This is a genomic window from Pseudoalteromonas sp. T1lg65 (assembly GCF_051930985.1).
Taxonomy (GTDB): domain Bacteria; phylum Pseudomonadota; class Gammaproteobacteria; order Enterobacterales; family Alteromonadaceae; genus Pseudoalteromonas.
Genome location: NZ_CP196837.1, coordinates 1556320 through 1580766, shown reverse-complemented (window position 1 = coordinate 1580766; position 24447 = coordinate 1556320). Strand labels below are relative to the sequence as shown.

General features: G+C 41.4%; 25 protein-coding genes. 11 read left to right on the top strand and 14 right to left on the bottom strand.

Annotated elements, in window-relative coordinates; all coding sequences use genetic code 11:
• Window positions 1–3 precede the first annotated feature (3 nt).
• Complete coding sequence (locus ACSLBF_RS06785) at window positions 4–621, top strand: penicillin-binding protein activator LpoB (protein WP_440055848.1); 618 nt, start codon at window positions 4–6, stop codon at window positions 619–621.
• Window positions 569–1606: a hypothetical protein gene (locus ACSLBF_RS06780; RefSeq protein WP_440055847.1), complete on the top strand. Its 1038-nt coding sequence runs from the start codon at window positions 569–571 to the stop codon at window positions 1604–1606. Before ACSLBF_RS06785 ends, ACSLBF_RS06780 begins: the two co-directional genes overlap by 53 nt.
• A gap of 57 nt (window positions 1607–1663) precedes the next feature.
• Here ACSLBF_RS06780 and ACSLBF_RS06775 read toward each other — a convergent pair whose 3' ends face one another.
• From ACSLBF_RS06775 to yejK, 3 genes are all read right to left on the bottom strand, one after another.
• Window positions 1664–2068, bottom strand: a complete 405-nt coding sequence (locus ACSLBF_RS06775; protein WP_440055846.1) for a phosphate ABC transporter substrate-binding protein — start codon at window positions 2066–2068, stop codon at window positions 1664–1666.
• A gap of 11 nt (window positions 2069–2079) precedes the next feature.
• On the bottom strand, window positions 2080–3165 hold the full coding sequence (locus tag ACSLBF_RS06770) for a porin (protein WP_440055845.1): 1086 nt from the start codon (window positions 3163–3165) through the stop codon (window positions 2080–2082).
• A 185-nt stretch (window positions 3166–3350) separates the two neighbouring features.
• A complete protein-coding gene (yejK, locus tag ACSLBF_RS06765) occupies window positions 3351–4364 on the bottom strand; it encodes a nucleoid-associated protein YejK (protein ID WP_440055844.1) in 1014 nt (337 codons plus the stop codon).
• 64 nt (window positions 4365–4428) lie between these two features.
• On the opposite strand from yejK, the gene ACSLBF_RS06760 reads away from it, so the two are divergent.
• From ACSLBF_RS06760 to ACSLBF_RS06730, 7 genes are all read left to right on the top strand, one after another.
• Complete coding sequence (locus ACSLBF_RS06760) at window positions 4429–4641, top strand: DUF1414 domain-containing protein (RefSeq protein WP_440055843.1); 213 nt, start codon at window positions 4429–4431, stop codon at window positions 4639–4641.
• 3 nt (window positions 4642–4644) lie between these two features.
• Entirely contained in the window at window positions 4645–6144 is a 1500-nt protein-coding gene (locus ACSLBF_RS06755; RefSeq protein WP_440055842.1) for a DUF3413 domain-containing protein, read from the top strand.
• A 60-nt stretch (window positions 6145–6204) separates the two neighbouring features.
• Entirely contained in the window at window positions 6205–6693 is a 489-nt protein-coding gene (locus tag ACSLBF_RS06750; RefSeq protein ID WP_440055841.1) for a DUF4124 domain-containing protein, read from the top strand.
• A 141-nt stretch (window positions 6694–6834) separates the two neighbouring features.
• The gene (gene aceK / locus ACSLBF_RS06745) at window positions 6835–8562 is read left to right on the top strand and encodes a bifunctional isocitrate dehydrogenase kinase/phosphatase (RefSeq protein ID WP_440055840.1); all 1728 of its coding nucleotides are present in this window, start codon (window positions 6835–6837) and stop codon (window positions 8560–8562) included.
• Between the two features lie 18 nt (window positions 8563–8580).
• A complete protein-coding gene (locus tag ACSLBF_RS06740; RefSeq protein ID WP_440055839.1) occupies window positions 8581–9519 on the top strand; it encodes a LysR family transcriptional regulator in 939 nt (312 codons plus the stop codon).
• Between the two features lie 83 nt (window positions 9520–9602).
• Window positions 9603–9983, top strand: a complete 381-nt coding sequence (locus ACSLBF_RS06735) for a hypothetical protein (RefSeq protein ID WP_440055838.1) — start codon at window positions 9603–9605, stop codon at window positions 9981–9983.
• A 146-nt stretch (window positions 9984–10129) separates the two neighbouring features.
• The gene (locus ACSLBF_RS06730; RefSeq protein WP_440055837.1) at window positions 10130–10597 is read left to right on the top strand and encodes a histidine phosphatase family protein; all 468 of its coding nucleotides are present in this window, start codon (window positions 10130–10132) and stop codon (window positions 10595–10597) included.
• Between the two features lie 310 nt (window positions 10598–10907).
• Here ACSLBF_RS06730 and mltG read toward each other — a convergent pair whose 3' ends face one another.
• The 9 genes from mltG to yceD form a co-directional block, all read right to left on the bottom strand.
• A complete protein-coding gene (gene mltG, locus ACSLBF_RS06725) occupies window positions 10908–11894 on the bottom strand; it encodes an endolytic transglycosylase MltG (protein ID WP_440055836.1) in 987 nt (328 codons plus the stop codon).
• Window positions 11891–12679: an aminodeoxychorismate lyase gene (gene pabC, locus ACSLBF_RS06720; RefSeq protein ID WP_440055835.1), complete on the bottom strand. Its 789-nt coding sequence runs from the start codon at window positions 12677–12679 to the stop codon at window positions 11891–11893. The genes mltG and pabC overlap by 4 nt, the downstream gene beginning before the upstream one ends.
• A 65-nt stretch (window positions 12680–12744) precedes the next feature.
• Window positions 12745–13983: a beta-ketoacyl-ACP synthase II gene (gene fabF, locus ACSLBF_RS06715; protein WP_440055834.1), complete on the bottom strand. Its 1239-nt coding sequence runs from the start codon at window positions 13981–13983 to the stop codon at window positions 12745–12747.
• 88 nt (window positions 13984–14071) lie between these two features.
• A complete protein-coding gene (gene acpP / locus ACSLBF_RS06710) occupies window positions 14072–14308 on the bottom strand; it encodes an acyl carrier protein (protein ID WP_440055833.1) in 237 nt (78 codons plus the stop codon).
• Window positions 14309–14525: 217 nt separating this feature from the next.
• Window positions 14526–15272, bottom strand: a complete 747-nt coding sequence (gene fabG, locus ACSLBF_RS06705) for a 3-oxoacyl-ACP reductase FabG (protein WP_440055832.1) — start codon at window positions 15270–15272, stop codon at window positions 14526–14528.
• Between the two features lie 13 nt (window positions 15273–15285).
• Window positions 15286–16212 carry an ACP S-malonyltransferase gene (gene fabD / locus ACSLBF_RS06700; protein ID WP_440055831.1) on the bottom strand — a complete coding sequence of 309 codons (927 nt, stop codon included), beginning with the start codon at window positions 16210–16212 and terminating at the stop codon, window positions 15286–15288.
• A gap of 45 nt (window positions 16213–16257) precedes the next feature.
• Complete coding sequence (plsX, locus tag ACSLBF_RS06695; RefSeq protein WP_440055830.1) at window positions 16258–17313, bottom strand: phosphate acyltransferase PlsX; 1056 nt, start codon at window positions 17311–17313, stop codon at window positions 16258–16260.
• Window positions 17314–17326: 13 nt separating this feature from the next.
• Complete coding sequence (gene rpmF / locus ACSLBF_RS06690) at window positions 17327–17497, bottom strand: 50S ribosomal protein L32 (RefSeq protein ID WP_010374010.1); 171 nt, start codon at window positions 17495–17497, stop codon at window positions 17327–17329.
• A gap of 10 nt (window positions 17498–17507) precedes the next feature.
• Window positions 17508–18032, bottom strand: a complete 525-nt coding sequence (gene yceD / locus ACSLBF_RS06685; RefSeq protein WP_440055829.1) for a 23S rRNA accumulation protein YceD — start codon at window positions 18030–18032, stop codon at window positions 17508–17510.
• A 120-nt stretch (window positions 18033–18152) separates the two neighbouring features.
• Between yceD and ACSLBF_RS06680 the strand changes: the two genes are divergently transcribed.
• Entirely contained in the window at window positions 18153–18755 is a 603-nt protein-coding gene (locus ACSLBF_RS06680) for a Maf family protein (RefSeq protein ID WP_440055828.1), read from the top strand.
• On the opposite strand, the gene ACSLBF_RS06675 is transcribed toward ACSLBF_RS06680, so the two are convergent.
• Window positions 18705–19370, bottom strand: a complete 666-nt coding sequence (locus tag ACSLBF_RS06675; protein ID WP_440055827.1) for an HAD family hydrolase — start codon at window positions 19368–19370, stop codon at window positions 18705–18707. The two genes, ACSLBF_RS06680 and ACSLBF_RS06675, sit on opposite strands and share 51 nt — an antisense overlap.
• Window position 19371: 1 nt before the next feature.
• The gene (rluC, locus tag ACSLBF_RS06670) at window positions 19372–20325 is read right to left on the bottom strand and encodes a 23S rRNA pseudouridine(955/2504/2580) synthase RluC (RefSeq protein ID WP_440055826.1); all 954 of its coding nucleotides are present in this window, start codon (window positions 20323–20325) and stop codon (window positions 19372–19374) included.
• Window positions 20326–20923: 598 nt separating this feature from the next.
• On the opposite strand from rluC, the gene rne reads away from it, so the two are divergent.
• Window positions 20924–24277 carry a ribonuclease E gene (gene rne, locus ACSLBF_RS06665; protein WP_440055825.1) on the top strand — a complete coding sequence of 1118 codons (3354 nt, stop codon included), beginning with the start codon at window positions 20924–20926 and terminating at the stop codon, window positions 24275–24277.
• Window positions 24278–24447: the final 170 nt, after the last annotated feature.

Here is a 24447-nt window from a genome sequence, read left to right as displayed (position 1 = left end):
TCTATGAATAGAAACAATTCAGCAATCACGCTCATGCCATTACTTTTGGTATCAGGTCTTGTGATTTCAGGTTGTTCCTCAACAACCAAGGTGCAAAGAATTGATGCCGATCAGGAGATCGCTCTGTCTGATAAATGGAATGCCAAAGACTCGCAGTTGGTTGCTGAAGCGATGGTAAACGATATGTTAACTTTCCCATGGGTTAGAGACCACATGAGTCGAGAAGCAAATAGACCAGCTATCATTATTCAATCTGTGCGCAATAAATCTCACCAGCACATCGCTGTAGACACCTTCCTAAACGATCTTAAACGCGCCATCTTACGTAGCGGCCAAGCAGATTTTGTTGCGAATAGTTTGGTAAGACAAGAAATCAGAGAAGAACGCAAAGACCAAGAGCTTAATTCAAGTCTAGAAACAAGGAATGAGATGGGGCAAGAGCAAGGTGCCGATTATGCACTTTCCGGTGCCATCAACTCATTTGTGGATGAACAAGGTGATAAGCGCGCCACCTTTTATCAAGTGGATTTACACTTAATCGATATGACAACTAACCGCGAGGTGTGGAATGGACAGAAGAAAATTCAAAAGTTGCAAGAACACGGTAGCTACAGTCTCTAAGGTTGTATTGCTGCCGCTTGCTATCTGTGCTTTTCTTGGTGGCTGTAAGACCACCGCAAAGGAAACTGTGGAGGTACAACAAGTACCAAGCTGGTTCACTTCACCTCCAACATCAAGCTATTTAGTTTATGGCGTCGGTGTCGCAAGTCAGCAGTCAGATATCCAGCAATTAAAGCTTTCTGCGCAAGAATCAGCAAGGTTAGCGATTGCAAAGCAACTAAACGTAGAAATAGAGGCTTCAACCACCGTATTACAAAATAAAGACAACAATGTTTTTAGTTATAATGTTGACGAAATACTTTATTCTAAGGTGCCTAAAATCAAGCTTCAAGGCGTTAAAATTGAAGAAGAATATATAAGCCAAGATCAAAAGCATGCTTATGCACTTGCATCTTTTAATCGCACTGAGGCTTTAATGCATACCGAGTTGGAAATAAACAACTTAGACGAGCAGTTATCGAAATATGAACTAAATGCAAACTCTAAATCAGCGTTACTGCATCAAGCTATGCAAGCTAAAACATTGCTTGCAAAGCGCAGCCGACTCAATGAGTATCATAAACAGCTTGGAGGTGGCAGCCTCGCGTTACCAAACAAAGTCCTGGCAAAAAATCGCGAAATTGGAGACTTTTTAGCTTCTTTGACCTTCAATATTGAAACTACTCATTGGGACCAGGAATCAATTAGACACCAACTAGCTCAGTCCTTGTCACGTCAAGGGTTATCCATAGTCAGTACTGAAGATGCTGATTTTAAATTAAGCTTTGAAGTTAATATGGACAAAGTTAGTAAAGAAGGTACACACTATATATTTGCTGACTCTAGTTTAACCGTATTGGAAAAAAACCAAGAAAAGTTACACCTATCTGCACAAATTAAAGCAGCTTCAAGCTATGAGAATATCGCGCACAAAAACGCGGTGGAAAAAACAGCCAAAGCGCTGAGTGACAAATTAACCTTAGCGATAATTAACAACCGTATTTAACAAAAAAGGGGCTAAGCTAGTACCGCTAACCCCCTTCGTATAAATTGCTGTTATATTCTAAAAGGATTTAACCACTTTTACGCTGCCGTCAGCAGCACCTGAAGTGACAAAGCCAATCAGATTTGGATTACTCGCAACCAACTTGATCACTTCTGCGTCATTATTTGCTTCTTTTGGTGGAGTGCCTTTGCCAGTGAACACCAATTTAGACCAATAAGCTTTTAATTGACTCGCTGACTTGTTTAACACCTTCTGGTTAAACTCTTCCGTTACAGCACTTCCTTCCATTTGAGTGATTGGCAATGCTTTTGTTCCATCTGAAAAGGATTTCGATTTACCAATAAATATTTGACGTATTTCGTTTTCATCTAGTGCACTACCGTTGGCAGGATTCACAATCACATCGACAGCTGAAGCACCAAATGAAGTAGCGAAACATGCGCAAAGAATTAACTTTTTCATAATGCTGCCCCTTAAAAGACCATATCAATACCGATTGTGATTGACTCACTATCACCCGCAACAGCTTCGCCAAAAGATTTGTCTTTAACTTTGTCAAACTGTACTTTAAATGCCGCTGATGAGTGAAAATCCCAACGAACACCTATCGAAGTAGTATTGTGTTCTTCGCCATCATCAGCTTCACTTTCGAATTCAGCATAAGAAACGTAAGGTGTTACATTGTCAAATCTATACCCTAACGTGATCATTTTTGTGTCTAGATCACCACCTAAATCTAACCTGTTCAACTCTGACAAAATAAACACGTTGCCCCAATCAGCATTTACAGCCAAGCCATAAAACTTTCCGTCTCGCTCGGTGCTACCAGTTGCATCATCCCAAACAACAACCTCACCCGAACGGAAACGACGATTGGTATATTGCATATGCGTTAGTCGAATTTCCAACCAATCATTACTCGCTTGAATAACCCCACCAAAAATATCTTCCCAAATTTCTTTAGTCGGTTCTTGAAAGAAGAAGTCACTCAGTAACTTGTTTTCCTCATCTTCCTCTTTACCGGTGTATATATTTCCACTTAATGCCCAATCCCCTACACTTCCGCTGTATAACAGATTGATACCGTTGTAGTTGAAAATCTGCCAGGTGTAATTGTCAGCCGGCGCCCTCATCCAAACATAAGCATATCCGACATCATAAAAGTCTGAGTAGTAGAACAGCGGTAAACGTTTCTTACCAGCTTGCACAGTCCAGTTTTCATTGAGCTCGTAGCTTACGTAAGCCCATTCAAATTCTGCGTCAAAATCCTTAGCCCCACGCGCAACTATTTGACCCGTTACGCTCAATCCATCAGACAGGCCCGCCGTGATTTGTAGCCCCATAAGCGTTTCTGGGTCAAATGACACGTCTTCATCATAAACACTTACGATAGGATAGTCGGCGAGAAATGTCGGTTCGGTGATACCAAATTGTGGAACACCAGTACCACTGAGTACCTTACCTGCATTAATGCTCGCAAACCCTGATATGTTAACCTCAGCATGGCTGGTAATACTTGCCAAACACAAGGCGCAACCTAAAACAATTTTTGTCTTCATATGATTCATCCCAATTGCTTGATTATCAAGTACAGCAACACAAGTATAGTTAAAATTGAAAAAATGCTATTAATAGAGCAATAAAAGAAAGGAGAGAAATACTAGGTTTACATTACTGAGGACGAAAGATATAAAAAAAGCAGCGCTAAAAAACGCTGCTCTTTGCAAATTTTATTCGCTAAATACTAGTCTTCCTGACTGTAGTATTTTTCGATTTGATCTTTTAAATTAGGCGGGACACCCTTTATTGTCAATATATCATTATGTGCATCGTAAATGACTCTCTCACCCAAGTGTTTACGCTCAAATCCGACACTGACACCACCGCCCATACCGGAAAATTTCACCATCGCAGATACCGTTTTTTTATCAACCGGAAATGATTCTTCTAACTCATAACCTTGTTGTTGATAAAAGTCTGCAAAAGATGATTCGGATGATTTTGAAAGTGTATCAGACAAAGAGGAAACATTAGCATCTTCACCTGTAGTAATGCAGTCATTGCAATAATTAAATACTTCCTTTCTTAATTCATCCTTTTCTTGCTTATTAAACTGCTGCTCACTTAAATAATCTTCCACCGCATTTAACATCGCAACAGACTGCTGTTTGGGATCGATACCCTCTTCACACCCTAAAAAGTCTAAAAAGAAGTCTGCAACTTTGCGCCCAGCCCTTCCTTTTATAAAAGAAATGTAGCGGTTATCTTCTTCTTGAGTATCCCATGCATCTAAATCAATCCTTGCTGCTAATTGCATTTTTGCTATATCCAGATGCTTAGACGCACTGAGATCTAACTCGCTAGTAATACTGTAATGTTCTTTTATATTGATTAACGCAATCATTATGAAATTACTTGCGACATATTGATAGTGACAAAAAACGAGATAACCTGATTCATTAAATGCGTATTTATTTAATTCTTCTTTCAACACCTCCGCCGCATCTTTAGTCAATTGCCAAAAATTGAGCTCTTGATTACGGTAGCTTTGCATAGCGGATGCAACAATGCTGTTTTTTTCACCACTAAAAGCACAATACCCTTTCCCAGGTTTTGAGTTATACGCATGATGAAGCTGCTCGATAAATACATTCACCTTGTCATTAACCTGCATTTCATCATCTCGAAGGTGTATTTCAGTGTTTTCATCATGTTTGTCCACATAATGAACAACCAGTTTTTTAACCTCAATGCTCATCTTTGTTTTTCGCGCCTCTGGTGTTAAAATATCAAAATTAACATTATCTAAAACGAACTAACTGATGCCGATTCAATCCAAATATTCCGATAACCAAGTAGAAGAAATTGTCGATAAACTAATAAAAGTTTTAAGTGACAATCAGGCAACAGTCGATCTCAGCTTAATGTGTTTGGGCAATTCTATCACGCACATTTTAAAAGAGCATGTTCCAGCAAGCAAAAGACAAGTTGTAGTTGAAAACTTCACCAACGCGCTAATTCAATCATTAAAGTAACTAATGAACCTAACTCCACAAAGTCCCTTCTCTTCAAAAGCCAGTCAGCTATTGAGCTGGGGCCATTGGTTTACTTTTGCAAACATCGGGCTGATTTTGCTGATCAGTTCTGTCTATTTGTTCGCAGATAAAGCTCCATCTACAGCAGTTGGCTGGTTCTACATGGTAATAACATGGCTGAGCCACACCAGCTTTATTGCTTTTTGTGCTTTTGTACTTACGATATTTCCAGTCAGTCTTGTGTTCCCCTACCCTAGGCACATACGAGGCATGGCAGCGGTTGTAGCAACGCTAGGCGTCGGTATGCTAGCTGTAGACGCTGCTGTATATTTTAAATTCGGATACCATATAAACATTGAGTCTTTGCCGGAGATCATGAGCCTGTTTTGGCAAACTGCAGCAAGCAATACCATCATCACACTGCTGTTAGTTATTGCGATAATTTTGGCCGTTTTAATATTCGAATTACTAGCAGGAAACTATGCTTGGCGCCATTTAGAAAAACTTAAGTCATTCCGCTTCCCTCGTTATGCAACAGCTTCAATTGTAACTTGTTTTGCTTTAAGCCATACATTGCATATATGGGCTGACGCTAATGCGTTTTTTGATATCACCAAACAAGATAATGTGCTGCCATTGTCTTATCCAACAACGGCTAAAAAACTCCTTGCTCGCCACGATTTGCTGGATTTAGACCAGTATCAACAAGCACACTCTATCGATGTGAATACTAGTTCAAGACCTGGTTATCAAGCGCCATTTGTCTCTGCTCAATGCCGACCTCAAGCCGAGCCGGTAAATATTTACATTTTTGATGATAGTGCCAGCTTTGCGCATCAAGCCAAACAATTAGACTTCTCAAGTTACCGATTAGAATCGATATTAAGAAGTGGAGATAGCACTGAATCGCTATTCAATCTCTTATACGGTTTACCCAGCTTTTATATGGCTTCAATTGTTGCCAATAGCCAAACACCGGTATGGTCTTTTGGTAACGACTTACTGAATACTCGTAATCTTGATGATTTTTCGTTTATTCAATCATCTGAGGATGCAAGTATTCAAGTTTTTCAAGGAACTCAAACTACGGCGATTGATAAGAAATCTAATTATATTTTGCTTGAACTGAACGATCTTGACGAGGTGATAGTGAAGTCAGCTATGGTCACAAATATTGAACTTTTCTCGGGAAAAGTGGGCCTACTCCAACCAAGTGACATTATATTTACTTTACTAGCATCCCACTTTGGCTGTAAGACATTGGCAACTGAAACGATGATCGCCGCAGACGTCACTACTCGCTCTCATGCAGAGGGAGTTAACTTTATTGACGGTGTTCTCGTCGCCTACAAAAAAGACAAGATCACGTTGGTTAACCAAGATGGAAGCTTTAAGCAAATTTCAGCAAAAGAAGGATTTGTTGTTGATGGCAAGCTTGATGTTCCATTCTTGGTTCAGAATATCAAAGTATTGAAGAAATTCGCTCAACAACCGTCAAAATAGTTTTGTAGTTAACAAATAATCAACTAAATTAATAATACTTATTTATTACAAGGAGAGAGTATGCGCTCATTGTTGGTTATTATGTTGGTCTTTTTTATCACAAGCAGTAAATGTGATGCATCCAATTCTGTAAGATATTATAAATGTACAACCGAACGAGGTTCCGTTTACAGCAAACATCCCTGCCCTGGCAATGCGACCCAATACCAGCTGGTGTATAACGACGCTGGTGATGAAGTTACCGCAGAACAGCAATTGCATTACAAAACTCTGAACAACATAGAAAAGACACAGATCATTCGTAACTTACAACGAGAAATTAGCAAAAAGCGACACGATGTAGCGATGTTGAACCAGAAGCGAGATCGTGCAGAAAGAGAGCAGCAAGCAAAATTAGATAAAGCCAGCAAAGGTAGAGACAGTAAAAAGGTAAATAAAGAGGTTCAACGATCGTTAAAAGCCATAAATAAAGACTATTTCAATCAAAAAAAAGTCATTGATAAGGAAATCGATAAGCTAGAGAAAAAACTAAAGCGCTTTGTCGACTGATACCTCACTGGTATTACCAGATGACATTTTGTCATTTTCCAGATACATTTCATAACTATGTCCAGTCGATACCCTTATTTTCATCTCGTACACTTTATGTAGTTCGAATGGTTAATCGGGTAAAACTAGCGAAATGTCATCATGCATGGTCAAAATATTGCCGATAAAATTTTACAAGGATTTAAAGGTCACTACTCTACCTTTCAGCAGGTTACTAAAAGAGTTCCAGCCGCTTTTGCAAAACAGAATTGGAAGATCGTCGATGAAATTAGTAAACAACGCATCGACCTTTATGATAAGAAAGTCAACGAAACCGTTGAGCAACTTAGAAAAATACTGCCAGGACGACCACAACTAGCGGCAAACATTTGGCATCAAGTTAAGGAATCTTATGCTGAGAGGTTGACTTTCCACCCTCAAGCGGAGTTGGCTGAAACCTTTTATAATTCAGTTTTTTGCCGACTCTTTCATCGAAAATACTATAAAAATGAGTTTATTTTTGTTGAAAGTACGCTAGAAAATAATACCACATTACCTGTAGACACTGAGTATCGAAGTTACTTTCCTGTAGTCCATGGTATCAAACCAACAGTTCGAAAAATATTTTCAGATGTCGAGTTTTTATGTCCATTCGCTGACTTGGAAAATGACATTCGTCTGTTATTAAAAGCATTCTATAAGCAAGCCCCTAACACACATCACCAGCCCCATTTAATGCGCTTTGATATGTTACAGTATCCATTTTACAGAAACAAAGGAGCCTATTTAATTGGGAGGGTCGTTTCGCAGTCTGGTATACAACCCTTTATTATCTCTGTCCTGCACAACCAAAATGGCAAGCTTTATATTGATGCTCTGCTGACCAAAAGCTCACAAATGCGCGTCATTTTTGGATTCGCGCGTGCTTATTTTTTGGTTAACACTAACTCGCCATCCGCTTTAGTGAAATTTCTAAATCAGTTAATGCCCAACAAAACTAAAGCTGAGCTATACAACGCTATTGGCTTTCACAAACAGGGAAAGACAGAATTCTATCGAGAGTTTCTATCACATTTGAACGCTTCAGATGAACAATTTGAAATAGCCAAAGGTACCCCTGGTATGGTGATGATGGTGTTCACATTGCCGTCGTTCCCGTACGTTTTTAAGGTTATTAAAGACGCTTTCCCTGAGAGCAAACCATTCGGGCGCGACACTGTTATTCAACGCTATCAGTTAGTAAAACGTCATGACCGGGTTGGTAGAATGGCTGATACTATTGAATATTCCGATGTGGTTATTCCGCGCAACCGTTTTTCTAATGAACTATACCTACAACTTAGAAAAACCATTGCAACCAGCATGTACGAGGAAGGTGATAACGTAATTATCAAGCATCTGTATATTGAACGTAGAATGATCCCTTTAAATATCTACCTTGCTGAGGTTGATGATGAGACCTGTAGACAAATCATTAAAGACTACGGACAAGCGCTTAAAGAAATGATATCTGTAAATATTTTTCCAGGAGACATGCTGTTAAAAAACTTTGGCGTGAGTAGACATAAGCGCGTCATATTTTACGACTATGACGAAGTGCAGTATCTATCGGACATGAATTTCCGTTCATTACCGACTCAAACTTTGGATGATGTTTATAGCTATGAAGAGGTTTCAGTTGCTCCACAAGACGTCTTTCCAGAACAACTGTGTACTTTTGTACTAACAAACCCTAAACTAAGGTCTATTTTCTTTGAATACCACCCAGAATTGGCCGAAGCACGCTTTTGGCAACAAGCTCAAGATAAGATAAAAAGAGGCTTGGCAAATCACATTTTTCCATATCCTGATGAAAATCGGTTTGCCCGCTCAGATAAGAGTGCAAAATAAAGAACAAAAGGAGCATCCGTGAACATAAGTAAGATCGATTTAAACTTACTCGTCTACTTAGACACCCTATTACGGGAGTGTAATGTTACTCGCGCTGCAAACCAGCTGAGTATTACTCAACCCGCGATGAGTAATGGTTTAAAAAGGTTGCGTACATTATTTAATGACCCCATTTTGGTTCGAACCAGCGAAGGAATGGTACCAACAGAACGAGCGATAGAGCTTCAGCCTGTGATCCGGGGTATTCTGATGACGTTAGAGGAAACGCTTGCCCCAAATAGAGAGTTCGAAGCAAGTCAAAGTAAACGCGTCTTTCGTATTATGGCTAGTGATTATGCTGCAAGTACGCTGGCTCCGAAATTGCTGACTAAACTTCACGAAGAAGCACCCGATACGACGCTGGATATTTTGACTCCCAGCGACGTCACTTTCCATGATGTTGAAAATGGTAAAGTCGATATGGCTATTAACCGTTTCGAAAATTTACCTCAGTCTTTCCATCACAAGCGGATCTGGAAAGATAGTTTCTGCTGTCTCGTCAAAACCGACAATCCTATCATCGAAAATTTTAATCTGGATGCTTATTTAAAGGCCCGTCATATTTGGGTAAGTAAGACAGGCTTTGGTGTTGGTGTAGGCATGGACCCTGCTGATGTGCAAAAACTTGGGTGGGTTGATGAGGCACTGGCCCATTTCGGTAAGCACAGAAACATTGCTACGTTTACTCGCAATTACCACGTTGCAATTCATCTCGCCAAAGAACAAAATTTAATTGCCACTTTACCCTCAAAAGCTGCCAACATTTATCATGATGATCCCAGTTTAACCATTTTAGATCCACCGTTCCCTATTCCACCGTTTGAACTGGACATGATCTGGAGTCCCCTACTACATCGAGATGCTAGCCACATTTGGTTGCGGCAAAAAATAGCAGAGGTTGCGGACCTACTCACCTGACCTTAATACTTATCCAACTATCGGAGTGCCCATTTTTTTACTACCATTCTATTAATCCTTGCAATTACGTGAATGGTAGAGAAATGAGAAAGTTTTCTTATCGATGTACCGTTGATCACCAACAAAAGCTAGTTCACGCTTTTGCTGTTGGGGACTGTGAAGAGCAAGATATCGTTTCAATGTACAAAAATTTAGCGTTAACACTTCGTGAAAATCAATTATCTGATATCGTTTTGGATGTGTCTGAGTTAACCCTCACCTATGAACATGTAAATGTGCTTCATGTGTTAAAGTCTATCACTAAAATTATCGAAAATATGACTGTTGCACGCGTGGTATCCCCTACCGACTTCAAAAGCGGCTTAATTGAAGCCTATGCTCAAAAACATTCACTAAGGATGCAAAATTTCGACAGTTATCGAGATGCACTAGCCTGGATAAAAGAAGAAAAAGTAAGCAAGTAGTTCTTCTTTGTGGGCAGAGTTAATGCGGCTTGCTTTTCCCTCCTCTAACAGGTTCACCAATTTGCTTAACAAATTGATGAACTATTTACGCAATTGATATGATACATTAGATGAAATAAATAATATTATTAAAGAGTTAGGATACAATGAGATTACTATTTTTATTGCTTGCCGTTGTCACGTTACCTACCTTTGCGTTACCCGATGAAGTTATACTATTTCGCCATGCTGAAAAACAAGCAGGTAAGAATCCTCATTTAACTGTAGCAGGGAGACAAAGAGCACAGCGCTTAGCAACAATGTTATTAGCTAAAAAACCACAACACCTATATAGCACCGACTTTAACCGAACACGTGAAACAATAGCCCCGTTAGCAAAGCTATCGAATAAACAAGTGACGATTTACGACTATAAAGATCTGCAAGGGTTTGCTGAGCAAGTTAAGTCTCTATCTGGTGTGGTCATTATTGCCGGTCACAGTAATACAACACCTACTCTAGTTAAATTACTTGCCGATGAGAAAGTCTCAATGACTGAAAATGACTTTAGTGACGTGTTCCTTGTGTCATATAAAGACCAAAGCAATGAGCTTACCAGACTATCATCTGACTAAGTAATACCAATCCGCTTAATTAGTTAATCAATTTTGAGTCGAGAAAAGCGAGTTGATAACACCGCTATCGGCAAGGTACCTATATCCGTGTAGGCACCGCTCTCGCGTCCTTCTACCGCTAAGGTACCTACTTCCGTGTAGGCAAGGCGAAAATTTGCTATTTAGTTGTTCTAAATGAGAAATTTATAACGCTGTTAGCAGCAGGTTTTATCTCTCAAATTGCTCAGATATTTGAGCTGATTGGTATAACCTTATATATTTGAGTTAAGTCGCTTTATTGGGGCTAAAAAACAGCCCCAAACTTGGATACTTACGACCCCCCGCCCTTATTTAATAAGTACTTTTTTACTGCTTTGTTGTGTTCTGACAAAGTGCTAGAAAAGTAGTGTCCGCCATCCCCTGACGCGACAAAGTAGTAGTAGTCCGTTGTTTCTGGATTTAATGCAGCATTGATTGCATCTTTAGAAGGCATCGCTATTGGAGTGGGTGTTAAGCCATTAATTTTATAGGTATTGTACCGAGTGTGAGTATTTATATCCCGTCGTTTAATGTCACCATCAAAACTAGGACCAATTCCATAGATTATCGTTGGGTCCGTTTGCAATCGCATACCTTTTCGTAAACGATTAATAAAAACTGATGACACGGTTTTTCTCTCTGAAGGCTTACCTGTTTCTTTCTCAATAATGGATGCCAAAATTAGCGCTTCATATGGAGAGTTTAAAGGTAATCCTTGTTGGCGCTGCTGCCACTCAGTTGATAATACTAGCTGCATCTTCTTATACGCTCTGGCTAGTAGTTCTGAAGCTTTTTCTCTGCCATGGTAATGATAAGTGTCCGGATAAAACCAACCTTCGGCTGACTCATATGGAATAGCTAGCTGCGCCACAATATCTTCAATATCATTTATTAAGTATGGGCTACTCTTCAGTTTATCCAAAACGTCCCAAATCGCCTCACCCTCAATAATAGTGAAGCTAAAACTGTGCTGCTTACCTTGTCTTATGGCGGCAATAACCTCTAATACAGTTAACCCTTTGACATCGTATACACCAGTCTGTAACGAAAATAGCTCTGGTGAAAACTTCGAATAAATTAAGTAAGGATAACAATTCTTTATATAATTGCTTTGTTGCCAGTTTCGACATAACTTAGCAAAAGAGCTACCTGCGTCAATAACCAGAAAATCACCATCGAAATGGAATTTTTCCTTTTTCAAATCATCAATTTTTGTGTCTAACCAAAGTGCGAACACAACAAAAAAGGTCAAAAATAATACAAAAAGCTTCTTTATCAATTCGCATTCCTCAAATGTTTACTCTTTAAGGCGAGGCTATTAGTAATATCAAAATAACGACTCGCTAACCGTTTAACTGGCACGAGCCCCATCAAACTATTACACAAAAACAGCGCATCCACTCCAAGTAGGGCTTCAAAGTTAATCGTCGTGTCTTGAATGTTGACTGAATTTCTTAGTGCTTGGAGGTAGACACCATTGATCCCTGCACTTGATAAGTCTGGCGTATAGATATTGCCATTTTCAAAATAAATGATGTTTGCAGCAGAAGCTTCTACAACCTGTCCATTTGCATCACAAACTACCACGTCATCGCATTGCATCGACACGGCATCTTGTTTAATTAATACCTGTTCAAGTCGATTTAACGTTTTCAAGCCGGCAAGAATTGGCTGATTTGCAAGCTGGATGTTACTTAATTCCAATTCAATCCCATACCTGCGCCAATGCTCATAATGGCTTGGGAACGATGACCGACTAACATTGATATTCACTTGAGCATCTTCCGGTGGTGCATATCCTCGTCCGCCTTCACCACGAGTGACAATCACTTTAACCACGGCGCTGTCTTGGTCTTTAGCCAACGCTTTCACTTCACACTCTATCGCCTGCATAGGTAGTGTTGGGAAGCCCAGCCGTTGCTGACATTCTTCTAATCGCTGACGATGCAAATGCCACAATTCAATTTTTCCATTCGTCACACAGACTGTGGTAAAAAAACCGTCTCCGTAACATAGGCCTCTATCGTTAAAATTAAACTGAGTGCGAATCGAAAATGCCATCATTTACCTCACAAAAAAGCCCGGCGATGCCAGGCTTTTGTCAATCTTGATATCAGCTTACTGCATTGCTAGATTTTTTTGAATAGCAATGAGCCGTTTGTGCCACCAAAACCAAATGAGTTACATAGCGTATACTCCAGTTTTGCATCGCGCGCTGTGTGTGGAACGTAATCTAAGTCACAACCGACATCAGGATTATCTAAATTTATTGTAGGCGTCACTTTTTGATCTTCTAGCGCTAAAATCGAGATGATGGACTCTACGGAACCAGCCGCACCCAGTAAGTGCCCCATCATTGATTTCGACGAACTGACCATGACTTTATTGGCCGAGCTGCCGAAAACAGATTTAACGGCTTGCGTTTCTGCAATGTCACCAGCTCCCGTTGAAGTACCGTGAGCATTAACATAACCTACTTGTTCCGGATTAACGCCTGCATCTTTAAGTGCATTGCTCATCGCCAGCGCAGCACCCGCACCATCCTCAGGTGGAGATGTCATATGGTATGCGTCGCCACTCATACCAAAACCAACAAGCTCTGCATAAATTTTTGCCCCACGAGCTTTAGCATGCTCATACTCTTCCAATACAATCACACCAGCACCATCGGCCAGAACAAAGCCATCACGATCCTTATCCCATGGACGTGAAGCAGCTTGTGGGTCATCATTGCGTGTTGAGAGTGCCCTCGCAGCACTAAAGCCACCCATACCTATTGGAGTAGATGCTTTTTCTGCACCACCTGCAACCATTGCATCAGCGTCACCATAGGCAATCATTCTCGCTGCATGACCAATATTGTGGAGGCCAGTAGTACAGGCGGTCACGATAGAAATATTCGGCCCACGTAAGCCATGCATTATGGACATGTGACCTGAAATCATGTTGATTATGGTTGACGGTACGTAAAACGGAGAAAGCTTCCTTGGACCACTGTTAAGTAGTTTGATGTGGTTTTCTTCTATTAACGTTAGACCACCGATACCTGAGCCGATCGCTACACCGATTCTCGCTGCATTTTCTTCTGTCACTTCCAGACCAGAATCCTTGAGCGCCTGAACACCTGCTGCAACGCCATACTGGATAAAAATATCCATCTTCTTAGCGTCTTTTTTCGAGATATATTCTTCAACGTCAAAATCGTTAACTAAACCCGCAAATTTAGTTCCAAAATTTTCAGTATCAAAATGGGTGATATTACGAATGCCACTTCGGCCTTCTAATAAGCCCTGCCAGGTTGATTGAACATCATTACCCAGCGGCGTCAACATACCTAAGCCAGTTACTACGACTCGACGTTTAGCCACGGTGTCCTCCAATAAGGCATTATTAAATTAAAAAAGAGGGAGTTTGAAAGAATAAGGGCAGCGAGTGCTGCCCTTAAGAGAATATTAATTATTCAGCGTGAGCAGTAACGTAGTCGATAGCTGCTTGAACAGTTGTGATCTTCTCTGCTTCTTCATCAGGGATCTCAGTGTCGAACTCTTCCTCTAGCGCCATTACAAGCTCAACAGTGTCTAGCGAGTCAGCACCTAGGTCATCAACGAATGATGCTTCAGCTTTTACTTCTTCTTCTTTAACACCTAGTTGTTCAACAATAATTTTCTTTACGCGTTCTTGGATGTCGCTCATTCTTCTTTCCTTTATTTAAACGCTGTTGCGTTATTTTTTCAGATTGCGGCGCAGTTTACGACGCATCATACTGTGTTTCAAGGACTGACCTACACTTTTTTGCTCTGGTCAAACCTGTTATATAAATTTGCTTCTTTTTATCGCCTATTTTCAAGACAATTTCAAGCTAGTTGGCTACAAGATCATAAAAAATTCAATTCTTTTATGAATCAAGTGGCTACACCATGTACATCGCACCATTTACGTGCAGTGTTTCACCCGATACGTACGCAGCAGCGTCAGACGCAAGATACACTACAGCAGCTGCAATTTCTTCTGGTTGGCCTAGGCGTCCAGCAGGCACATTGGCTAGCGTAGCCGCTTTTTGCTCTTCTGTTAACTCATCGGTCATGTCAGTTTGAATAAAACCTGGAGCAACTGTGTTAACCGTAATACCGCGAGAAGCGACTTCACGAGCAAGTGACTTAGTAAAACCAATCACGCCAGCCTTTGCTGCCGCATAGTTTGCTTGACCTGCGTTACCCATCGTTCCTACAACAGAACCAATGTTAATAATCCGTCCTGATTTTTTCTTCATCATTGGACGTAAAACAGCTTTTGACAGGCGAAATATTGACGTTAAGTTGGTATCAATAATGTCATCCCACTCTTGGTCTTTCATGCGCATTAACAGGTTATCACGAGTAATTCCTGCGTTATTTACCAACACATCGATATCACCAAGATCCGCTTTGATTGCGTCTAATGTTGCAGCAACTGAATCGGCGTCGGTCACGTTAAGTGCATAGCCCTTGCCATTGTCACCCAAATATTCAGAAATTCGATCCGCACCAGATTCACTGGTAGCTGTGCCGGCCACTTTTGCACCTTGGGCAACCAAAGCGTTTGCGATTGCTTTACCAATTCCGCGGCTTGCACCTGTTACTAGGACAACCTTGCCCTCTAAAGAAAACAAATTATTCATTTTATTCCCATTATTATTCAGCTGCTTCAATCGAAGCTAAATCATTCACTGACACACACTTTACTGAGCGGTCAATACGTTTAACTAGGCCAGAAATTACTTTACCTGGTCCAAACTCAAAGGTTTTTGTAATTTCTTCTTTCGCAATGGCTTGAACCGTCTCAGTCCATCTGACCGGGCTATATAGCTGGCGTACAAGCGCATCTTTAATTGCAGACTGTTCAGTCTGAATAGCCACATCAACGTTATTAATAACATCATATTTAGGCGTGCCAAAAGTCAACTTTTCAAGGTCAGCAGCAAGTTTCTCAGCCGCTGGTTTCATTAATTGACAATGCGAAGGAACGCTTACAGCCAGTGGCATGACCTTTCTAGCTCCTGCTTCTGTACACGCGGCAGAAGCTCTTTCAACAGCTTCGACATGGCCCGCGATAACCACTTGGCCAGGAGAATTAAAGTTAACTGGAGATACCACATCTCCTTGCGCTGATTCTGCACAGGCTTTAATTATAATGTCGTCATCAAGACCAATTACTGCTGCCATTGACCCGGTACCTGCTGGCACAGCTTCTTGCATATAAAGGCCACGCTTTTCCACGAGCTTTACCGCATCGCTTAGTGACAATACTTCAGCGCAAACTAAAGCTGAGTATTCACCCAAGCTGTGCCCAGCCATCATAACATCGGCTTCGATACCTTTTTCAAGCCAAGCTCTAAATATCGCTACGCTAGCAGTTAATAGCGCAGGCTGAGTAATGTGAGTTTTGTTCAGTTCTTCATTCGGGTCATTCAAAACCACATCGGCTAAATCGTAACCTAATGCAGCAGAAGCTTCCGCAAACGTTTGCTTTACCACTTCTGAAGAGGATAATAGGTCAGATAACATGCCAACACTTTGTGAACCTTGACCTGGGAAGAATATTGCTATTTTTTGTGACATAGTGTGCCTTAACTTTTTGTTTCTCACCCAGCAAACTTACCGTAACTACTCTTCCGGTGTAAGACTGGGGGTATGCTTGTTTGTTGTTTGTGTTTGCAAGAACACTGATTGAATTTTTTCTGGGATCCGTCTTTCTACCTCTTGAACCGCTTCATCAATCGCGGCCAAAAATGCCTTCTTTGTTGCATTTCCATGGCTCTTTACAACAATGCCGCGCAATCCTACCAGACTTGCGCCGTTATACTGGTCGGGGTTCACCCTTCTATACAATTTTTTTATAACGGGTCGGAGTAAAAATGCCAATACTTTATAAAAAAAGTGTTTTTTCAATGCTTTTGAAAACTTATGCATAATCAGCTTTGCAATGCCTTCGCAGGTCTTTAGTGCTACATTGCCCACAAAACCTTCACATACTATCACGTCAGCTTTGCCTGAAAACATATCACTGCCTTCGCAAAAGCCCTGATAATTTAACTCTGGAGCTTGTTGCATAAGCTTTGCTGCTTGTTTTATGCCATCGTGACCTTTAATTTCTTCAGAACCGATGTTCAATAAACAAACTCGTGGCTTTTCTATTCCTAGAGCTTCTCCGGCTACCACCGAACCCATAACGCCAAATTGAAATAACGTTTCAGGATCGCAGTGCACATTTGCACCTAGGTCTAGCAGGTAAACAGGTTGTTTTTTTTCTGTCGGGACAGCTGAAATGAGTGCTGGTCGTTTAATACCCGGAAGCATTTTTAACACGTAATGCGCCATGAAAAACAAAGCACCGGTGTTGCCTGAACTAACACAAGCTTGGGCTTCACCAGATTTGACTAAATCCAGTGCGATTCTCATGGAAGACTGTTTCTTATTTCTTAATGCTGAAGCTGGATCGCAACTATTGGTAACGACTTCTTTGCAATGCTTAATAATAAGTTGGGGATGATCAAGCATTTTTGCTTTAATAAGTGCTTGTTCTATGACTTGCTGATTACCGCAAAGAATTAATGTGAGATGAGGGTGTTTTAATACCGCAGCGATTGCAGCCGGTATTGATGAACGGGGGCCATAATCGCCCCCCATCATATCTAACGCTATGGTTAGATTAGTTAGCATAAAGCAACTCTAATTACTTAGAAATTACTTTAACGCCTTTATAGTAACCGTCAGCAGTTACGTGGTGGCGACGATGAGTCTCACCAGAAACTTGATCAACAGTTAGAGCTGGTCCACTGATCGCATCGTGTGAACGACGCATGCCACGACGTGCGCGTGACTTTTTGCTTTTTTGTACCGCCATTAGCCTTCTCCTAAGAATCTTTCTTAAGTTGTTTCAAAATTTCAAATGGATTTGGTTTTTCTTCTTCTGCTGCTATTTCTCCAAAGCTCAATGGCTTTTCAGAATAGGAGCATTGCGCTTCATCATGAGATGGAATAATCGGAATAGCCAGTAGGAGTTCATCTTCAACAAGCTGTTGGAGATGGATCTCACCTTCTTCATCCAATTCTACCACATCATAGCACTCTGGAAGTTCATCCGACTCTGCACCTAATCCGACTGGCGAATACGCAAAGTCTTGTTCCAAATCCAAACCTAATTCATCATTGCAACGCTGACATAACACAGTAAGGTGCGCAGAGATTTTACCTCTGACAACAACTAAACCTTGTTGGTCTGTGTCGCAATGAACAGTTACCGCTATCTCACTACTTTGATCTTGCACAACTTGCTGTAAACGAGAAAGTTCTTCAAGCTTTACAACGCCGTCATAACTAGCACGTCGTTGTGCTGCTCTGCATGGATCAAGAGTGATGGGAATTTTCACCTTTTGCATAGGGGCTGCATCATATAGATAGTTGTAGTGTTAGTCAAAGCAAAAATACATATTCCCTTTGTTTTTCGCCTCATTGCGCTTTATCCTTTAGCACAAATTAACTTGTGAGACTTCAGTTACATGAAACTGCCCCTTATTCTAGCCTCAAGTTCGCCATTTAGGCAGTCAATTTTAAACAAATTAAATCTACCCTTTAGTTCTTTTTCGCCAGATATTGACGAATCTCAACTAGAAGGTGAACCACCATCAGAGTTAGTTGCGAGATTAAGCATCGAAAAGGCCAAAGCAGCACAGTTACATTATAAAGAAGGACTGGTCATTGGCTCGGACCAAGTTGCTATTTTTAACGATAAAATATTAGGTAAACCACATAACAAAGAAAACGCCATAGCGCAGCTCAGTGCTTTTAGTGGTCACAAAGTCACGTTTTTAACCGGTTTAACGCTTTATCAACTTTCAACCGGTGCTTCTCTAACCTCTGTTGTGCCCTTTAGCGTCTATTTTAGAAAACTCACAGAACAGCAGATCAGTAACTACTGCGACGCTGAGCAGCCTTATCAATGCGCAGGTAGCTTTAAAAGTGAAGGATTAGGCATTTGTTTATTTGAAAAGCTTGAAGGTGAAGACCCCAATACCTTGATAGGTCTTCCCTTAATAGAGCTTACTAAAATGCTAGCGCATTTCGGTATCGATGTATTGGCTGAACAACACGTCAGTAAGTGATAGGTAATCATCGCAAATATGACGTGCACTGGTTGTTTCAAATACACTACGATCAGCTACCCCTAACGTGATCCCAATTGCTGGCATCGAAGCGTTATATGCCAGCTCCATATCTATAGTGGTATCACCTATCATTACCGCTTTATCGGAGCGGATACTTAGCAATTGCATGATCTGTTGCAGCATGTCGGGGTGTGGTTTGGATTTCGCTTCACAAGCGGTGCGCGTAACATCAAAGTAATGTGTTAATCCACTCTCAGCCATTAACCTGTCCAAACCAGTCCGGCTTTTACCCGTTGCAACGGCTAATTTCACCCCTTGATCTTGCAATCTGCCGAGTAATCTTTCTACTCCCTCAAACAAGGGGGTTTCCGTATCATCTTCATTTGTATAGATATATTTATATGCCTCTACCAAAGCTTGAGTTTGAGAGGGACAATCTCCAAACAATGTCATCACCGCTCGGTCTAATGATAAGCCAATGATACTTTTTGCGGCATCATCAGTTACTGGATTAGCTCCGCAGTATTTTGCAGCTTTGTGAATGGTGTTTACTATTTTTGGCACAGAGTTCATTATTGTACCGTCCCAATCGAATATGACACACTCCGTCATGTTAATTCCCTCTAAGTGTCTTTAAACAATTCTCTAACGCGTTATCTAACGGCGCTTCAACATGTAATGTGGTTTCATTTTTAGGGTGTATAAAACGTAGCTCTTTGGCATGTAAAAATAAGCGTCCTAATCCTTGTTGTCGCATTGATGCGTCGAAAACCTGATCACCATATTTATCATCACAAGCAATTGGATGACCTTTACACTGGGTGTGGACTCGTATTTGATGTGTTCTTCCCGTAACCGGGGAAGCCTGAACAAGTGTCGCTGCATCAAATCGCTCAAGTACTCTAAAGCGGGTATGGGAAGGTTTTCCTTGCTCATGATCAACACGAACAACTCGCTCGCCAGACTGCAAGGTATTTTTGCGAAGAGGTTCCGTGACATTTTTGTTTTTGGCGTCCCATTGCCCTGCTACAAGTGCCCAGTAATTCTTTTCCATGGTTTTTTCTCGAAGTTGCTCATGTAACCCCTTCAAAATGGATCTTCGCTTGGAAATCAATAAACAACCCGAAGTATCTCGGTCGAGTCGGTGAACCAATTCAAGTCCTTTTTCATCAGGGCGTAACGCTCGTAATGCTTCGATAAGTCCATAGCTTAACCCGCTCCCGCCGTGCACCGCCATGCCAGCAGGCTTATTTATTACTATCAGATACTTATCTTCAAAAAGAATTGCATCTTCTAGATTTGCTACCTTATCTAAATTTTTTGGTACAAATTCCGCTTTTTCGGCAACTCTCACAGGTGGAATGCGAATTTCGTCGTTAATTTGCAACTTATAAACGGGTTTCACACGCTTTTTATTAACACGAACTTCACCCTTTCTTAGAATTTTATAAACGGCGCTTTTTGGCACTCCCTTTAAATGAGTCACCAAGAAGTTATCAATTCTTTGACCTTCTTGATCTTCACTAACGGTTACAAAGCTAACTTTTAACGCGGGTTTTTCTGACATTGCCTAATCACTGATTTGAGTAATAATTTAGTTGCTATCTCGACGGTATTAGTGGGATAATCAGGCCGCAAATTTTTGCGAGATGCTTTTTATCGCAAAGTAATGTCGTGATGCACATCTTGGATGGCAGATCATACAGATTAAGAGCTAAGATTTCCAAAGCTTTTATCTGCATCTAAGCTTATACACGTGCGAACAACCGATGCGAAGCGCGTAATATTTCGTTTAACGGTTGAACACGATTGATAAATAACTAAAAAGCAAAAAATTAAATTTGTCTGATACGTTATCCGTGGTTGCAGAAATACCCGTGCAAAGGCCGCAACACGTGAACGGAACAATCAACCAGTAAACGCGAAAAGCGCGCGAAATACGTAACATACGATTCGCCTCAGGTTGAAGCCGAATTAGCGTAATTAAAAGTGACTGTTACCTAAGCGGAAAGTTAGTACGCCTAGTTAACGCGGTAGCTGTAGCGCTGTTCCTATTCTCCCCAGTCGTGAGACTGTATCAAAATAAATGGAACATCCGTGGCGTAAATTACTGCCACCATCAACGACGTGTCAGGCCGGTAATAAATTAAGTAGAGAATTAAAATATGAAACGTATGCTGATCAATGCAACGCAGCAAGAAGAAATGCGCGTAGCACTGGTTGACGGCCAACGACTATACGATCTAGATATCGAAAGCCCTGGTCATGAACAGAAAAAAGCCAATATATATAAAGGTAAAATTACCCGTATAGAACCCTCACTTGAAGCCGCCTTTGTTGATTACGGTGCTGAACGTCATGGTTTCCTTCCGCTAAAAGAAATTGCTAAAACTTACTTTCCAGACGGATATACTTTTAATGGCCGTCCTAACATCAAAGATGTTATCAAGGAAGGTCAAGAAGTTATCGTGCAAGTTGATAAAGAAGAGCGCGGTCAAAAAGGTGCAGCGTTAACTACCTTTATCAGTGTTGCTGGTAGTTACCTGGTATTAATGCCAAATAATCCTCGAGCAGGTGGTATTTCTCGCCGCATCGAAGGAGACGAACGCATTGAATTAAAAGAAGCGCTTAGCCGACTTAATGTACCAAAAGGCATGGGCCTAATTGTTCGTACCGCTGGTGTTGGCAAGTCATTTGAAGAGCTGGAATACGATCTAAAGGCTTTGCTAGTACATTGGGATGCAATAAAAAATGCAGCCGACAGTGGCAAAGCACCGTTTTTGATCCACCAAGAAAGCAACGTTATTTTCCGAGCTATCCGAGACTATCTACGTCGCGATATCGGTGAAATCCTAATCGACAAACAGCGCGTTTTTGACGAGGCCAAAGCACACATTGAACGCTTCCGTCCAGATTTTATTAATCGCGTTAAGTTATATCAAAATGATGTACCTTTGTTCACGCATTATCAGATTGAAAGTCAGATAGAATCTGCGTTCCAAAGAGAAGTTAGACTACCTTCAGGTGGTTCAATCGTTATTGATCCAACAGAAGCATTGACGTCTATCGATATCAACTCTTCAAAAGCCACTAAAGGTGGTGATATCGAAGAAACCGCGCTTAATACCAATCTAGAAGCTGCTGATGAAATTGCTCGTCAACTACGTCTTCGTGACCTAGGTGGACTGATTGTCATCGATTTTATCGATATGACACCTCCTCGTCACCAGCGTGAAGTTGAGAATCGTTTAAAAGATGCGGTCAGAGCCGATCGTGCTCGAGTGCAAATTGGCAAGATCTCTCGCTTTGGTCTGTTAGAAATGTCACGCCAACGCTTAAGACCTTCTCTTGGTGAAGCGAGTCAACATACTTGCCCCCGCTGTGATGGACAAGGCACGATTCGTTCAAATGAATCTATTGCATTGTCTATTTTGCGTTTGATCGAAGAAGAAGCCATTAAAGACAATACAGCACAAGTCAATGCACAGGTTCCGGTTGCGGTTGGTGCCTACTTGTTGAATGAAAAACGTCGTGCAGTACAACGAATTGAAAAGCGTCACGACTGCCACGTGATGATCATCCCTAATCAGCACATGGAAACACCACACTACGAAGTGTTACGCTTGCGCAGTGATGAAACCATGGAAGCTGCAAGCTATGAACAAGTAAAAGCGCCTGAGCAAGTATCGATCGAAACAGTCAAGTCGGCTGCAATTGTCAAAGAAGAGCCTGTGTTAAAAGGTGTGGTGATGCCAGAAACACCAGCCCCAGCGCAAGCGCCAGTTGTAGCATCAAAACCAAAACCGAAAGCGGCGCAACAAAAGGCCAAACCGAGTTTACTAACTCGTCTAAGCAACTGGTTAAAGGCTTTATTTAGTTCAGAAGAAGAACCTAAAGAAGCACCGAAACAAACGCGTAGTGAAGGTGGTAATAAGGACTCGCGTCGCCGTAACAATAACAGACGTCGTAACAATAACCGTCGTCGTAACGAAAACCGTGACGAAAAAGCTGCTGACTCAAATCTTGAGCAACAAGCTGATAAAGAGCAAAGCACAGATAATAGAAAGCGCCGTCGCCCTAACAAGAAACGTCAAGGTCAAGATAAGCAAGAGAAAGTAGTTAAGCAAACTAGTGACTTGCAAGACAACGAACAAAATGAAACGCAACAAAAAGAAACGCCGGTAAAACCGCGTAGACAAAGACGAAACCTGCGCAAAAAGGTCCGAGTAGCAAGCGATGAGCAAGCAACACAAACTCAATCGCAAGTTGGCGAAACTGCCGCACTAGTTAGTCCGGTAGAAGCCGTAACTAACGAAGTCGCAGAAAAACCAAGCGCAACAACTGAGCAAACAGAAGTTCAGGCTACTAAGCCAGAGCAAAGTGTTCATTTTGACAGCGACATCAAACCAAAGGCAGCGGTTGAAGCTCAAAGTAAAGAGCAAAACGCGCCTGTTGAGGTTACTAAAGCAGTAGACAGCGAAAGTTCTGATAACAGTGATGAAAATACCGATGATCGTCAAGAGCAACGGACAAGAACCAGACGTTCGCCTCGTCACTTAAGAGCTGCTGGTCAACGTCGTCGACGTCAAGATAATACGGATAAAAATGAAGCTCCAGCATTTATTCCAGTGGCAGATCAAGCTGCAGCTGAGTATGAAGCTGAGCTAAAAGGCACTGGTGCGACTCAGCAAATGGATGAGTCTGGCGATGATAGTGTTGAAGTAAACACTGCTTCTGTCCCGTCATCAGAGCAAAGTGAGGTCACTACGCAAGTCGTCGAAACAAAAGAGGACCATGCTGAAGCTCCTCTGGTTAGCACTGACGCTTTGGAAGTCGAAGTGAAAGACGCTCACAGCGAAACTTCTCAACCAGAAGATACTGTTGCTGAACTGGAAGTAGACACCAGCGAAAGTATAACTTCGGAAGTAGAGACGAGCGCTCAAGCAGTAACTAGCGACGCCAACGAACAGACCGAAGAAACCAGTCAGAGCGAAGTTCATGCTGCTGTTATAGAGCACCCTGTTGACAATGAAAAGTCATCGGTAAAATCTCAGGATACGACTACTACTGCAACTGAGGCACCTCAAGTTGCCTCAGATGATCTTCCAGAAAGTGGCACTGTCGATAATCAAGCAACTGACATCGAAGAAACTGTAAATGTAGAAGCTTACGAAGAGACTAACGAAGAAACTACCGTGCCGGTAGAGGCTGTTCAGGATGATAATAAATCGTCTGCAGATCAGATTGATTCTGTTGCACCAGCAACTGACAAAGAAGTCGGTTCAAGCAATAGCAAGTTGTCTGAAATTCAGCTAGAAACTCGTACTCGTTATACTAACACTGCTAACGCGCCAATGACCAAAGCACAAAGCGTCGTTGAGTCTGAGTCAATGGAAACCCCATCTGCTATGCCTCATGAACAGCGTGATCCAGTGGTAAATAGTGGATTAGCAGTAGGTTCAAAATCTCCTGCAGGTCGTGCAAGTGCCGCTATGGCATCACCTTCACAACCAGAGTAAATCAGAAAAGCCAGTCAAATGACTGGCTTTTTCTTGTCTAAGTACTGAATCGTTAGAACCATACTAGGTACACACATTATTATATTAAAACGCAGAGAATCACATCTTAGCGACGCTAATTCGATACAATTTCATGGTTTTAGATGAAATAATTGCGTTCAGATATACAG

Bases quoted from the DNA above. Each gene is read 5' to 3' on its own strand.
- ACSLBF_RS06785 (WP_440055848.1), top strand. From the start codon at position 4: ATGAATAGAAACAATTCAGCAATCACGCTCATGCCATTACTTTTGGTA.
- ACSLBF_RS06780 (WP_440055847.1), top strand. From the start codon at position 569: ATGGACAGAAGAAAATTCAAAAGTTGCAAGAACACGGTAGCTACAGTC.
- ACSLBF_RS06775 (WP_440055846.1), bottom strand. From the start codon at position 2,068: ATGAAAAAGTTAATTCTTTGCGCATGTTTCGCTACTTCATTTGGTGCT.
- ACSLBF_RS06770 (WP_440055845.1), bottom strand. From the start codon at position 3,165: ATGAAGACAAAAATTGTTTTAGGTTGCGCCTTGTGTTTGGCAAGTATT.
- yejK (WP_440055844.1), bottom strand. From the start codon at position 4,364: ATGAGCATTGAGGTTAAAAAACTGGTTGTTCATTATGTGGACAAACAT.
- ACSLBF_RS06760 (WP_440055843.1), top strand. From the start codon at position 4,429: ATGCCGATTCAATCCAAATATTCCGATAACCAAGTAGAAGAAATTGTC.
- ACSLBF_RS06755 (WP_440055842.1), top strand. From the start codon at position 4,645: ATGAACCTAACTCCACAAAGTCCCTTCTCTTCAAAAGCCAGTCAGCTA.
- ACSLBF_RS06750 (WP_440055841.1), top strand. From the start codon at position 6,205: ATGCGCTCATTGTTGGTTATTATGTTGGTCTTTTTTATCACAAGCAGT.
- aceK (WP_440055840.1), top strand. From the start codon at position 6,835: ATGCATGGTCAAAATATTGCCGATAAAATTTTACAAGGATTTAAAGGT.
- ACSLBF_RS06735 (WP_440055838.1), top strand. From the start codon at position 9,603: ATGAGAAAGTTTTCTTATCGATGTACCGTTGATCACCAACAAAAGCTA.
- ACSLBF_RS06730 (WP_440055837.1), top strand. From the start codon at position 10,130: ATGAGATTACTATTTTTATTGCTTGCCGTTGTCACGTTACCTACCTTT.
- pabC (WP_440055835.1), bottom strand. From the start codon at position 12,679: ATGATGGCATTTTCGATTCGCACTCAGTTTAATTTTAACGATAGAGGC.
- acpP (WP_440055833.1), bottom strand. From the start codon at position 14,308: ATGAGCGACATCCAAGAACGCGTAAAGAAAATTATTGTTGAACAACTA.
- fabG (WP_440055832.1), bottom strand. From the start codon at position 15,272: ATGAATAATTTGTTTTCTTTAGAGGGCAAGGTTGTCCTAGTAACAGGT.
- fabD (WP_440055831.1), bottom strand. From the start codon at position 16,212: ATGTCACAAAAAATAGCAATATTCTTCCCAGGTCAAGGTTCACAAAGT.
- plsX (WP_440055830.1), bottom strand. From the start codon at position 17,313: ATGCTAACTAATCTAACCATAGCGTTAGATATGATGGGGGGCGATTAT.
- rpmF (WP_010374010.1), bottom strand. From the start codon at position 17,497: ATGGCGGTACAAAAAAGCAAAAAGTCACGCGCACGTCGTGGCATGCGT.
- yceD (WP_440055829.1), bottom strand. From the start codon at position 18,032: ATGCAAAAGGTGAAAATTCCCATCACTCTTGATCCATGCAGAGCAGCA.
- ACSLBF_RS06680 (WP_440055828.1), top strand. From the start codon at position 18,153: ATGAAACTGCCCCTTATTCTAGCCTCAAGTTCGCCATTTAGGCAGTCA.
- ACSLBF_RS06675 (WP_440055827.1), bottom strand. From the start codon at position 19,370: ATGACGGAGTGTGTCATATTCGATTGGGACGGTACAATAATGAACTCT.
- rluC (WP_440055826.1), bottom strand. From the start codon at position 20,325: ATGTCAGAAAAACCCGCGTTAAAAGTTAGCTTTGTAACCGTTAGTGAA.
- rne (WP_440055825.1), top strand. From the start codon at position 20,924: ATGAAACGTATGCTGATCAATGCAACGCAGCAAGAAGAAATGCGCGTA.